This window comes from Serratia sp. NGAS9 (genome assembly GCF_009905295.1).
GTDB lineage: Bacteria > Pseudomonadota > Gammaproteobacteria > Enterobacterales > Enterobacteriaceae > Serratia > Serratia bockelmannii.
Window position 1 is genome coordinate 566,920 of record NZ_CP047605.1, and the last position, 12,205, is coordinate 579,124.

At 63.2% G+C, this 12,205-nt stretch carries 10 protein-coding genes; 6 read left to right on the top strand and 4 right to left on the bottom strand.

Annotated elements, in window-relative coordinates:
• Window positions 1-165: 165 nt before the first annotated feature.
• The 5 genes from GUC32_RS02630 to GUC32_RS02650 are packed head-to-tail and all read left to right on the top strand — an operon-like array spanning window position 166 to window position 5,544.
• Complete coding sequence (locus tag GUC32_RS02630; protein WP_049207797.1) at window positions 166-573, top strand: biopolymer transporter ExbD; 408 nt, start codon at window positions 166-168, stop codon at window positions 571-573.
• A 1-nt stretch (window position 574) separates the two neighbouring features.
• Window positions 575-1,321 (top strand): energy transducer TonB, encoded by a 747-nt coding sequence (locus tag GUC32_RS02635; RefSeq protein WP_369435541.1) that lies wholly within the window; start codon window positions 575-577, stop codon window positions 1,319-1,321.
• A gap of 39 nt (window positions 1,322-1,360) precedes the next feature.
• Window positions 1,361-3,604, top strand: a complete 2,244-nt coding sequence (locus tag GUC32_RS02640) for a TonB-dependent receptor (RefSeq protein ID WP_049204587.1) — start codon at window positions 1,361-1,363, stop codon at window positions 3,602-3,604.
• 46 nt (window positions 3,605-3,650) lie between these two features.
• Window positions 3,651-4,301 carry a MotA/TolQ/ExbB proton channel family protein gene (locus GUC32_RS02645; protein WP_089196478.1) on the top strand — a complete coding sequence of 217 codons (651 nt, stop codon included), beginning with the start codon at window positions 3,651-3,653 and terminating at the stop codon, window positions 4,299-4,301.
• Window positions 4,294-5,544 (top strand): phospholipase D-like domain-containing protein, encoded by a 1,251-nt coding sequence (locus GUC32_RS02650; RefSeq protein ID WP_369435542.1) that lies wholly within the window; start codon window positions 4,294-4,296, stop codon window positions 5,542-5,544. The genes GUC32_RS02645 and GUC32_RS02650 overlap by 8 nt, the downstream gene beginning before the upstream one ends.
• Window positions 5,545-5,578: 34 nt before the next feature.
• Here the strand turns inward: GUC32_RS02650 and GUC32_RS02655 are convergent, their stop codons facing one another.
• The 4 genes from GUC32_RS02655 to GUC32_RS02670 all read right to left on the bottom strand — a co-directional run bounded on the left by GUC32_RS02655 (window position 5,579) and on the right by GUC32_RS02670 (window position 11,053).
• On the bottom strand, window positions 5,579-6,688 hold the full coding sequence (locus GUC32_RS02655) for a P1 family peptidase (protein ID WP_369435543.1): 1,110 nt from the start codon (window positions 6,686-6,688) through the stop codon (window positions 5,579-5,581).
• A 2-nt stretch (window positions 6,689-6,690) separates the two neighbouring features.
• Window positions 6,691-8,067, bottom strand: coding sequence for an APC family permease (locus GUC32_RS02660; RefSeq protein ID WP_025305170.1), 1,377 nt, complete (start codon window positions 8,065-8,067; stop codon window positions 6,691-6,693).
• Window positions 8,068-8,193: 126 nt separating this feature from the next.
• Window positions 8,194-9,702 carry a CoA-acylating methylmalonate-semialdehyde dehydrogenase gene (locus GUC32_RS02665; protein ID WP_193402594.1) on the bottom strand — a complete coding sequence of 503 codons (1,509 nt, stop codon included), beginning with the start codon at window positions 9,700-9,702 and terminating at the stop codon, window positions 8,194-8,196.
• 10 nt (window positions 9,703-9,712) lie between these two features.
• Complete coding sequence (locus GUC32_RS02670) at window positions 9,713-11,053, bottom strand: aspartate aminotransferase family protein (RefSeq protein WP_049204597.1); 1,341 nt, start codon at window positions 11,051-11,053, stop codon at window positions 9,713-9,715.
• A 135-nt stretch (window positions 11,054-11,188) separates the two neighbouring features.
• Between GUC32_RS02670 and GUC32_RS02675 the strand changes: the two genes are divergently transcribed.
• Window positions 11,189-12,118: a LysR family transcriptional regulator gene (locus GUC32_RS02675; protein WP_025305173.1), complete on the top strand. Its 930-nt coding sequence runs from the start codon at window positions 11,189-11,191 to the stop codon at window positions 12,116-12,118.
• Window positions 12,119-12,205: the final 87 nt, after the last annotated feature.

Genomic DNA, 12,205 nt, shown 5'->3' on the forward strand with positions numbered 1-12,205 from the left:
AATAAAAACTATCGCTAATTAATAAGTTATATCTTCTCCCTTATCGCCTGCCATTGAAAAAATTCTCGCAAAAAAACCACACTGTGAAAATAAGATCACACAAGCGTAACAAAAGGTAAACATACCCCTCCTATATTGGCTGCTTCGCTTTTGGGAGGGAGTGTCATGCGTAACTGGAACGAACCGAAAAAGAACAAAGCGCACATCGAACTGATCCCGATGATCGACGTGATGATGTTTTTATTGGTGTTTTTCGTCTTGATTAGCCTGAACGTCATTCCGGCGCTCGGGCTGAAAACGCAGCTGCCGTCCGCCGGCAGTGCGCAGCAGCTGAAACCGCAGAAGAAAGCGATTATCACGCTGGGGGCCGACGAACAGCTGCAGCTGGATGGCCAGCCGATCGCGCTCGGCGCGTTGGTCACTACGCTCAAGCAACAGCAGCAGGCCAACCAGACCACCACCATCATCGTCAACAGCGACAAGGGCGTGGCGGTCGAGCGGCTGGTGGCGGTCATGGACAACCTGCGCCAGGGCGGTTTCTTCTCCGTCTCCATCGCGACACGGAAGCTGTGACATGTATCTGCTCTATCGCTCACGTCATCTTTTCAGCTGGCTGCCGGCGCTGATTGTCGCCGGTTGCCTGCTGTTCGCCAGCCAGCAGGCGGCGCTGAAGATCCAGCCGCGCTACGACGAAACTGCCATCGAACTGGCGCTGCTGGAGCCTGAACCGGCGCCTGAACCTCAACCGGAAACGCCGCCGGAACCTCAGCCCGAACCGCCGCCGCCCGAGCCGGAGCCGATCCCCGAACCGGTGGTGCCGGCGCCGGAACCGATCGTGGAAGCCAAGCCGGTGCCGAAACCGCAGCCGAAGCCGAAGCCCAAGCCGGTAAAAGAGAAAGCCAAACCGGTAGAGAAACCTAAACCGACGCCGGCGCCCGCCGCGCCGCGCGCGCTGGTCAGCAAACCGGCGGCGCAGCCCGCACCGGCCGCCCCCGCGGCGCCGAAGGTGAACGCGCAGGCGATTGAAAACGGCTATCTGCTGGCCTTGCGCCGCGAGCTGGAACAGCGCAAGCGCTACCCAAGCGGGCGTCAGGCCTCACTCGAGCGCCCGCAGGGCAACGTCGAAGTGTGGCTGGAGGTCGATCGCAGCGGGCGGGTGCTCTCTTCCGGCATCGCCAACAAAGCCGCCAGCATGCTGTTGAACCGCGCGGCGATGAGCAGCCTGCAAAGCATCAGTTCAGTGAAGCCGTTCCCGAGCGAGGCGTTCGCCGGGCAAACAACCAAAAGATTTACCGCAACGTTCAATTATCAGGCGCCTTAGCGCAAGGGTTAATCGTTTGATTTTTATGGGATGCACACAATGAAATCGTTTAATCGTTCTGGGATCTATCTGGCGGTGATGTCGGCGATGCTGCCGGGCGCCGCGCTGGCGGCCGACGCCACCGATGTCGGCACCATCAGCGTCAAGGGGCAGTCGCTCGGCGGCGGCATGATGGTGCAGGATGACAGCGCCAAGGCGCGTTCTACCGTCACCAAAGAGGCGATGGACAAAATGCCGTCGGCGGCCAACGCCATCGACAAGCTGAAATACACGCCGGGCCTGAACGTCAACAGCAACGACGCCAGCGGCCTGAGCGGCGTGGACTACACCATGCGCGGCATGAACTCGGATCAGATCGGCCTGTCGATGGACGGCATTCCGATCAACGACTCCGGCAACTACGCGGTATACCCGAACCTGCTCGGCGATGCGGAAAACCTGGAGGAGGTGTTCGTCACCCAAGGGTCTTCCGAAGCGGACGGCCCGCACATCGGCTCCAGCGGCGGCAACATCGGCCTGGTGACGCGCCGCCCGGCGAAAGACTTCGGCGGTTTCGTCAAGCAAACGCTGGGCAGCAACAGCCTGAGCAAAACCTTTGCCCGCCTGGAGACCGGCGAGTACAACGGCTTCAGTAACTGGCTCTCTTATTCGCACACCGAGGCGAAGAAGTGGCGCGGCGAGGGGCGACTGTATTCCGACAAGTTCGAGATGAACTCGCTGTACGAAGACGGCAACGGCAACAGCAGCAACCTGGTGATGAAGTACAACCGCCAGAACAACACCAACTACAACACTCTGAGCAAGGCGCAGTTCCAAAACGACGGCCGTGACACCGACTACGTCACCACACCGGAGTACAACAGCAAAGGGCAGTTGAACAAGTACTACAAGATTGAACGCAACCCGTTCGAAACCTTCACGCTGTCGTTCACCCAGAAGCTGCAGCTGCGCGATAACCTGTCGCTGACTCTGCAACCGTATTACTACTGGGGCAACGGCGGCAGCTTCAACGGCCAGACGGCCTCGGTGCTGTCCAGCACGTCGGACAAGGCCGGGCAGTATGACCTCAGCAACCTGCAGTCCAACACCTATTACCGCCCGTCGTGGACCCAAACCTGGCGGCCGGGCATCACCACCAAGCTGAAGTGGGACATCAACGATCAGCACAGCCTGGACATCGGTTACTGGTACGAGCGCGCGCGCCAGCTGCAGACCCAACCGTTCATCAGCATCAAAGATGATGGCAATCCGGCGCAAATCTCGGGCAAACCGGGCGGATCCGATCAGGTGAAGGACGCCAACGGCAATACGGTGCAGGGGCGCAACCAGTACACCATCACCCCGGCGCAGAAGGTGTGGCTGCAGGACACCTGGTTCGCCACGCCGGACTGGACCTTCGTCGGCGGCCTGGCCTATCAGTACGTGGAGCGCAAAGGGGACAACCGCGGCAGCCTGTACAACGTGCCGGAGAAGCGCAAAGCCACCTATCACGAATTCCTGCCGAACTTCAGCGCCAGCTATAAGGTGAACCAGGAAAACCAGGTGTTCTACAACCTGACGCGCAACATGCGCACGCCGCCAAACTACGTGCTGTACAACGTCGGCGACTCGCTCAGCACCAAGCCGGAACTCAGCTGGAACCACGAACTGGGCTGGCGTTTCCAGCAAGAGGACATGCTGCTGAGCGCCACGCTGTTCTACATGCGCTACAGCGATCGCCAGATCTCCACCACCAACTCGGCCGGCGATTACGAGATGATGAACATCGGCAATGTGGAGAACAAAGGGCTGGAGCTGGAGTGGAGCGGCCAACTGCCGCATAACTTCAACTACTACACCTCATATACCTATACCCAATCGAAGCAGAAGAGCGACATCGTCAGCAACGGCGGGCAGCCGCTGCCGACCTCCGGCAAAGAAGTGCCGAACGTGCCGAAAAACCTGCTGAACATGACGTTGGGTTATGACGACGGGCTGTATTACGGCAGCGTCAGCGGCAAGTACGTCAGTGCGTTCTACGGCGATCTGACCAACGACGAGAAGATCGGCGGCCGCACGGTGTTCGATCTGGCGGCGGGGGTGCATCTGCCCGTGGACAAGAAAATCGTCAAAAGCGCCGCGCTGCGCTTTGGCATCAGCAACCTGTTTGACAAGGAATACCTGACCTCGGTGCGCACCACCACCTTCAACGCGGCGCCGTACGGCGGCGTGAAGGCCAGCACGCCGTATTACAACGTCGGCGAAGAACGCACCTTCAGCGTCTCGCTGGAAGCCACCTTTTAACTGAATACCCCGCCGCCTGCCCGGCGGCGGGGAAGAGGAGCCCTGTATGGACGCCAATCTGTTGCACGACATTATTTTCTACGTGATGTACGCCGCGCTGGCGATCGCGCTGGTGATCATCATCGAACGCACGCTGTACTTCGCCTATACCCAACGCCAGGCGCGCCGGCTGGAGCAGGCGCTGACGCCGGACGTACGCCGCGCCGCCGATCTGCCGGACGAGCTGACCCAGCGCAACAGCCTGCCGATGGCGGTGATCGCGCCGGTATTGGCGCAGAAGCACCGCGCCGGCGACCGCGAGGCGATCGGCGATCTGATCGACGCCCAGTACCTGCTGAGCAAGCCGCCGATGGCGCGCGGCCTGTGGCTGCTGGAAACCGTGGTCACCGCCGCGCCGCTGCTGGGGTTGCTCGGCACGGTGATGGGGATCATCGAAACCTTCAAGGCGCTGGCCGCCTCGGGGGTGTCCGAGCCGAGCCTGGTGTCGGCCGGGATGGGCACCGCGCTGTACGCCACTGGCCTCGGCATCGCCATCGCGCTGCTGTGCCTGGTGGCCAACAACTTCCTGCAGAGCCGCATGGAGCGCATCAACGAGCTGCTGAAGGTGCTGCTGATCCGCGCCGGTCAGCCGACCAGCCGCCCGGAGAACGGCAGCGGCGAACAATGGGTTGACAGCGGAGCGCCGCGCTATGCCTAATGGCCATCCAGTACGGCGGCCGCTCGGCCGCCTTTATGCGGCATTGTGGAGCGGTTGTTTGTTGATGTTGAGCCAGAGCGCTGCGGCGCGTTTTGCGATTCCCGGCTATGAGCTGGTGTACACCGCGCCGGTGGAAACCGCGCTGCAGGCCGACGACCTGCGCAACACCGCCGAGGTGTGGCGCGAGATGTTCGACGCGGCGAAAACCCGCATCGACCTGGGGCAGTTTTACGTGGCGAATCAGGACGGTTCGCTGCTGGACGGCGTGCTGCAGCACCTGAAGGCGGCCGGTGAGCGCGGGGTGAAAATCCGCTTTTTGGTGGAAGAGAAGGGCATTCGCATTTCTACCGCCGAAACGCTGGAACAGCTGAAGACGATCCCCAATCTGGAGCTGCGCATCATTCCTTACCAGAAGCTGAGCGGCGGCATCCTGCACGCCAAATATCTGCTGGTGGACGGCGAGCAGGCGTTTGTCGGCAGCCAGAATTTCGACTGGCGCGCGTTGGAGCATATTCACGAAACCGGGCTGCGCATCAGCGATGCTAAAGTGGTGGGGCAGATCCAGGCGATCTTCGAACAGGACTGGCGGGCGCAGGCGCTGTTGGCGCAGGATAAGCCGGTGCCGGCGTTGCCCGATTCGCCGCCGACGGCGCAGCCGCAGGGCAACTATCTGGTGGCCAGCCCGCGCGCCTACAACCCGGCGGGCGTGCTCGATTCGCAGGCCGAGCTGCCGCGCTTGCTGGCCGGCGCCAAACGGCGGGTGCGGGTGCAGGTGATGGACTACGCGCCGCTGTCGTTTGGCCCGGAGCGCAGCCGTCCCTTCTACGCGGTGATCGACAACGCGCTGCGCAGCGCGGCGGCGCGCGGCGTGCAGATCGAGCTGATGGTGGCCAACTGGAACACCAAAAAGCCGGATATCGCCTGGCTGAAGAGCCTGGCGCTGGTGCCGAACGTGCAGATCAAGGTGGTGACCATTCCGCCGGCCAGCAGCGGCTTCATTCCGTTTGCCCGCGTGATCCACAGCAAGCTGATGACCATCGACGATGAGATTGCCTGGGTGGGCACCAGCAACTGGACCGGCGGCTATCTGGACAACTCGCGCAATCTGGAGCTGGTGATGCACAGCGCGGCGATGAGCGGGCGGTTGGACCAGCTGTACCAACAGCTGTGGAACAGCGTCTACGCCGAACCGTTGCGGCTTGATTACGACTATCCGACGCCCAAACCGGGCGGCGAATCCTGACGGTCAGGGCGCGTTAACCCGCGCCCCGCGTTGTTTACCGCCGCCAGCCGGCCTTCTCCAGCGCCGTCACCAGCTGTTCGGCGCTTAACCCTTCCGCCCGATGGCCGTTGCCGCTGACGGTATTGGCCGCCAGCAGCGCATTGACGATCGCCTCTTCCACCGCTTCCGCCGCCGCGGCGAACAGCGCCGAAATGTAGTCGTTGTTCACCATGCGCAGCGGCGTGGTAAAAGCGCCTTTATTGGCGTAGTCGGCGGGCGGCAGGCCGTCGTTGCCGGTGGCGAAGGCGATAAAGATATCGCCGCTCGAATCCTCGGTGCCGCCGCCGGTGCGGGCGATGCCGATGCTGGCGCGCTGCGCCAGCCGCGCGCACTGGTGCGGCAGCAGCGGCGCGTCGGTCGCCAGCGCCACCACGATGGAGCCCATGCCGGGATGCGGCAACTGCGGCGTGAACGGCGAGGGGATATGCCTCAGATGCCGGCCCACCGGGTAACCGCCGACCAGCAGCGACTCGCGCTTGCCGTGGTTGGCCTGCACGATAGCGCCCACCGTCCAGCCGCCTTGATCGGCAGGCAAGCGGCGCGAGGCGGTGCCGCTGCCGCCTTTGAATTCATGGCAGATCATGCCGCTGCCGCCGCCGACCGCGCCTTCCTGCGGCAAGCCGCCCTGGGCCGCCTGCTGCGCCTCGCGCACGTGCTCGGCCTTGACGTGAAAGCCGTTGATGTCGTTGAGCAGGCCATCGAAGGTTTCCATCACCACCGGCATATTCCAATACACCGCGTTGTCGCCTGCGGGCAGCGCTTCACGCTCCAGCGCGATCAGCGCATCGCGCACCACGCCCACGCTGTGGGTGTTGGTGAAGGCGATCGGGCTGGTCAGCAGGCCCGCTTCGCGCACCCATTCCAGGCCGGTGGCGTCGCCGTTGCCGTTCAGCACGTGCACGCCGGCGAAGCAGGGCGCGTGGCGGGCGGAGCCGGGGCGCGGTTCGATCACCGTCACGCCGGTGCGCACGCTGCGCCCGTCCGCCAAGTCGGCATGAATGCTGGCATGGCCGACGCGCACGCCGGGCACGTCGGTGATGGCGTTCAGCGGGCCGGGCGTGCCCTGGCCGATGATGATGCCCAGATTCTGAGCGCGCTGCGTCATGGTTATTCTCCTTCTATTGAGGGGGCGGCGAGGGGCGCCGTCTGGCGGCCGCGCAGATGGTTCAGCGCCAACCCGAAGCCGATGATGCCGGCAATGATAATAAAGTCTTTCAGGCTGCTGGCGATCAAAATCGTCCATAGCACGTACAGGCAGCACAGCAGCGCCACCACCACCGGCAGCGGCCACAGCGGCATCAGGTACGGGTGGTGGAAGTGGCGGCGACGGCGACTGATCAGCGCCGCCACCGCCATAATGATGTACACCAGCAGCAGCAGGATCACGGTGAACGAGGTCAGCGATTCGAGATCGGAGCAAAACGCCAGCAGCGCCGACGGCACGCCGAACAGCAGGGTGGCGATCCAGGGGGTGCCGAAACGCGGGTGGATGATTTTCAGCGCCCGGTTGAACGCCGGCAGCCAGAAGCCGTCACGTCCGCTGGCGAACATCATGCGGCTGAACTGCGCCACGATGGCGATAATGGCGTTGAACACCGACAGATAGATTGCGCCACTCACCACCCGCGCCAGCGTCGGGCCGCCGAGCTGGGTGACCACGTAGCCGACCGGATCGGCCTGTTTGGCCATCTCCGTCAGCGACGGCGAGCCGATCAGCAGGGCGGTGAACGGCACCAGTTCCACCAGCACCACGATGACCAGCGTCAGCATGATCGCGATCGCCATCGGCCTGCCCTGTTCGCGCATGTCTTCCGCCATGTACACCGCCGCGCCGTAGCCGTTGTAGGAGAACAGCGCGACCCCGACCATGGCGACGATCAGCGGCAGCGATACCGGCGCCAGGCTGCCCTGCGCGTCCAGCATCACCGGCGCGGTGAGGATCTCCGTACTCTGATGCGGGTGGCTGAAGCCGAGCCAGGCGATCAGCGCCAGCACCGCCACTTCCACCACCAGAAAGGCGCCGGTCAGCAGGGCGTTGGCCTTGATGTTGAAAATGGCGCAGATACCGCCGACCAGCACGGTGAGCATGCCGGCGGTCGAGGCGTCGAATTGGGTGCCCAGCGCGGTGTTCAGGTAAGGCACTGCGCCGGTGGCCAGCACCGCCGGCACGAACAGCGAGGCGCTGAGGATAAACAGGTAGGTCTGCAACCCGCACAGGGTGCCGAACAGGCGCTTGATGATGCTGTATTCGCCGCCGGCGCTGGGGTGTGCGGCGCCGAGCTCGGCATAGCACAACGCGATGGCGGCGGCGACGCAGGCGGCGATCAGAAACGACAGAAAGGCGCCGCTGCCGGCGTTGGCGATCGCCAGCGGCGCGATAACGAAGATCGAACTGGCCGGCGTCACGCCGGACGCGGTGATCATCACCACGTCGAGGACGCTGAGATTGCCTTTGAAGGTGTGTTCAGGGGCGGACTCTTTCATGGGATAACGACTCCATTAACGTGTGAGTGAGTTATTGTTTTGCTGCACAGGCTGTACGCAGGAATCAAATGGAGCGCGCTAAATGCCGGGGAGCGTTGCTCCCCGGAAGTTTATTGTTCTTATGTGTTACCCCTGCCCCGACGGGAAGCTGAAGCTGGCGCGGCGGGCATCGCCGGAGGCCGGCCAGCGCTGGGTCACGGTCTTGCGTTTGGTGTAGAACCTGACGGCGTCCGGGCCGTAGGCGTGCAGATCGCCAAACAGCGAGCGCTTCCAGCCGCCGAACGAGTGGTAGGCCACCGGCACAGGCAGCGCCACGTTGATCCCCACCATGCCGACCTGAATGCGGCTGGAAAAGTGGCGTGCCGCTTCGCCGTCGCGGGTGAACAGGCAGGTGCCGTTGCCGTATTCGTGGGCGTCGATCAAGGCCATCGCCTCCGGCAGCGAGGCCGCGCGCACCACGCCGAGCACCGGGCCGAAGATCTCCTCCTGATAGATGCGCATGCCGGGCGTCACGCGATCGAACAGCGTCGGGCCGAGGAAATACCCCTGGCTGGGGCGGCCGTCGGCGCCGATCACGCTCAGCTCGCGGCCGTCCACCAGCAGCTCGGCGCCTTCGGCTACGCCCTGATCGATATAGCCTTTCACCTTCTGATAATGCTGCTGGGTCACCAGCGGCCCCATGTCGTTGCGGTTGTCGCTGCCGGGGCCGACGCGCATGGCGGCCATCTGTTGCCGCAGCCCGGCGATCAGCGCGTCGGCGGTGTCGTCGCCCACCGCCACCACCAGCGGGATGGCCATGCAGCGCTGGCCGCACGAGCCGAACGCCGCGCCCATCAGCGCGCCGACCGCGCCGGGGATATCGGCGTCCGGCAGCACCACCGCGTGGTTTTTGGCGCCGCCCAGCGCCTGCACCCGTTTGTTCTGGCCGCAGCCGGTGTGATAGATGTGCTCCGCCACCGGCGTCGAACCGACGAAGCTGATCGCTTTGACGCGCCCGTCATGCAGCAGCGTCTCCACCGCTTCACGATCGCCGTTGACCACGTTGAGCACCCCCGGTGGCAGCCCGGCTTCCGCCGCCAGCCGGGCGATATACAGCGCGGCGGAAGGCACTCGCTCGGAAGGTTTCAGCACGAAGGTGTTGCCGCAGGCGACCGCCATTGGCCACATCCACAGCGGCACCATCGCCGGGAAGTTGAACGGGGTGATGCCCGCCACCACCCCCAGCGGCTGAAACTCGCTCCAGCTGTCGATGCCCGGGCCTGCCTCTTTGCTGTGTTCACCCTTCAGCAGTTCCGGCACATAGCTGGCGTATTCGATATTCTCAATGCCGCGCTGCAGTTCGCCCAGGGCGTCGCTGAGCACCTTGCCGTGCTCGGCGGTGATTAACTGGCAGATGGCGTCGGCGTGTTGCTCCAGCAGATCCTTGAGCTTCATCATGATGCGCGCGCGCTTCAGCGGAGGGGTATCGCGCCAGGCGGGATAAGCCTGTTCGGCGGCGGCGATGGCGCGCTCCACCGTGGCGCGGTCGGCCAACTGCACCTCCTGCGCCGATTGGCCGGTGGCCGGGTCGTAAACCGGCTGGCTGCGTTCGCCGCCGGCGGCGGGCTCGCCGTTGATCCAATGGGTGATGGTCATGGTTCTCTCCTTATTCGGTGGCGTTGAGGGCGTCGCCCACGGCGTTGATCAGCGCATCGATCTGCGCTTCGCTGCTGATGAACGGCGGTGCCAGCTGCAGGGTGTCGCCGCCGTAGCGCACGTAAAATCCGCTTTCCCAGCAGCGCATCGCCGCCTCGAAGGGGCGCCGCGCCGGCTCGCCGGGCCGCGCCGCCAGCGTGATGCCGGCCGCCAGGCCGATATTGCGAATGTCGGCGACGTGTTTGGCCCCCTGCAGGCTGTGCACCGCGCGCTCGAAGTAGGGCGCCAGCGCCTGTACGCGCTCCACCATCTGTTCGCGCTGCAGGATGTCCAGCGTCGCCAGCGCGACCGCGCAGCTGACCGGATGGGCGGAGTAGGTGTAGCCGTGCGGGAATTCGAGCTGGTAGTTCGGCTCGCCGCCGTTCATGAAGGTGTGGTAAATCTCCGGCCGTACCACCACCGCGCCCATCGGCTGCGCGCCGTTGGTCACCTGTTTGGCGATGTTCATGATGTCCGGCGTGACGCCGAAAGCCTCGGCGCCGGTCATCGCGCCGCAGCGGCCGAAGGCGGTGATCACTTCGTCGAAGATCAGCAGGATGTCATGCTGGGTACAGATTTCGCGCAGGCGCTGCAAGTAGCCGACCGGCGGCACGATCACCCCGGCGGAGCCGGAGAACGGCTCGACGATCACTGCGGCGATCGTCGAGGCGTCGCGCAGCGCGATGATGCGGCTGAGCTCTTCCGCCAGCTCCGCCCCCTGTTGCGGCATGCCGCGCGAAAAGGCGTTGCCGGCCAGCAGGGTGTGCGGCAGATGGTCCGCCTCGGCGCCGGCGCCGAACGTCTTGCGGTTGCCGGCGATGCCGCCGACCGAGATACCGCCGAAGTTAACGCCGTGATAGCCCTTCTCCCGGCCGATAAAGCAGGTTTTGCCCGCCTGGCCTTTGGCGCGCCAGTAAGCGCGCGCCATTTTCAGCGAGGTGTCCGCCGCTTCCGAGCCGGAGCCGGTGAAGAACACGTAATCCAGCCCCGCCGGCGTCAGCGCCTTGATTTTGTTGGCCAGCTCGAACGACAGCGGGTGGCCGAACTGAAACGCCGGCGAGTAATCCAGCGTCGCCAGCTGGCGCTGGGCGGCGTCGGTGATTTCCTGCCGGCCGTGCCCCAATCCGCAGCACCACAATCCGGACAGGCCGTCGAAAATCTTTCTGCCGTCGTGGCTGGTGTAATACGCCCCTGCGGCCTGAGTAATGATGCGCGGCTGCGCTTTAAAATTACGGTTGCCGGTAAAAGGCATCCAATGGGCCTCTAACCCTTCGGCATCGAGACGATTAAGCGAATAATTTTCAGCGGCCATGTTTTCCTCCGGGCAGGAAAATAAGTGCGATTAATTAAATAAAATGAGTTGTTAACGAATTGTTGTGCGAAATTGACTATGTACCGCTTGTTCTCTACTGTGAATAATCATATGTCGAAACTTACTTAAGGTTTTATGCAAGTAAAAAAGCGCGCGCTGTTAGGGCAATTGTCGGATATGGATCTGCGTTTGCTGCGGGTATTCAAGGCCGTGGTCGACTGCGGCGGCATGAGCGCCGCCGAACTGGAGCTGAATATCAGCCTGTCGACCATTAGCAAGCACATCAAGGATCTGGAGCAGCGGCTGGGCCTGACGCTGTGCCAGCGCGGGCGCGAGGGTTTTGCGGTTACCGACGAGGGGCTGTTGATCTATCAGGAAACGGTCAACCTGCTGGCGGCCACCGAGGCGTTCCGGCGCGGGGTGGACGAGGTGCACCAGCGCATGGGCGGGCAGCTGCACGTGGCGATATTCGACCATACGGTCAGCAATCCGCAGGCGCAGATCGGCCGGGCCATCGCGTTATTCAGCGAGCGCGCGCCGGAGGTTTCTTTGCAAATGTACGTGGAGCCGATTAATACCATTGAACGCGGCGTCATTGACGGGCAATTTCAGGTTGGCGTTATTCCCATGCACCGCAGCGCGGAAAGTTTATCTTATCATTCGTTATTCAGTGAGAGGATGTTCTTATATTGCGGCGCGCAGCATGAATTATTTTCCGGCCCCCATGAAACATTAAATTGGGATCTGCTGCACAATTATGCCTTCGCCGGATTAGGCTATCATTCGCCGAATATGGAACTGAGCCTGCAGCAACATTTGCATCGCAAGGCGACGGGGTTTGCGCAGGAGTCGATCGCCACGCTGATCCTGTCCGGCAAATACGTCGGCTTTTTGCCTGATCACTACGCGGCGTTTTTCGTGGCGCAGAATATGATGCGGGCGATCAAACCGGCGCTGTTCCGCTATCACTGTGAATACTCCAGCGTGCTGCGCCGCTCGCCGGTGCCGCAGCGGGTGGTGAAGCTGTTCCATGAGTGCCTGCTGGCGGCCCACGGAACAGCGTGACGCTTACTGCTCTTTCTTCTTGCCGAAGATCCTGATCAGCGCGCCGACCAGGATGCCGACCGCGATGCCGGCGAAGATCCAGCCGAT

Bases quoted from the DNA above. Each gene is read 5' to 3' on its own strand.
- GUC32_RS02640 (WP_049204587.1), top strand. From the start codon at position 1,361: ATGAAATCGTTTAATCGTTCTGGGATCTATCTGGCGGTGATGTCGGCG.
- GUC32_RS02665 (WP_193402594.1), bottom strand. From the start codon at position 9,702: ATGACCATCACCCATTGGATCAACGGCGAGCCCGCCGCCGGCGGCGAA.
- GUC32_RS02645 (WP_089196478.1), top strand. From the start codon at position 3,651: ATGGACGCCAATCTGTTGCACGACATTATTTTCTACGTGATGTACGCC.
- GUC32_RS02660 (WP_025305170.1), bottom strand. From the start codon at position 8,067: ATGAAAGAGTCCGCCCCTGAACACACCTTCAAAGGCAATCTCAGCGTC.
- GUC32_RS02675 (WP_025305173.1), top strand. From the start codon at position 11,189: ATGCAAGTAAAAAAGCGCGCGCTGTTAGGGCAATTGTCGGATATGGAT.
- GUC32_RS02635 (WP_369435541.1), top strand. From the start codon at position 575: ATGTATCTGCTCTATCGCTCACGTCATCTTTTCAGCTGGCTGCCGGCG.
- GUC32_RS02670 (WP_049204597.1), bottom strand. From the start codon at position 11,053: ATGGCCGCTGAAAATTATTCGCTTAATCGTCTCGATGCCGAAGGGTTA.
- GUC32_RS02630 (WP_049207797.1), top strand. From the start codon at position 166: ATGCGTAACTGGAACGAACCGAAAAAGAACAAAGCGCACATCGAACTG.
- GUC32_RS02655 (WP_369435543.1), bottom strand. From the start codon at position 6,688: ATGACGCAGCGCGCTCAGAATCTGGGCATCATCATCGGCCAGGGCACG.
- GUC32_RS02650 (WP_369435542.1), top strand. From the start codon at position 4,294: ATGCCTAATGGCCATCCAGTACGGCGGCCGCTCGGCCGCCTTTATGCG.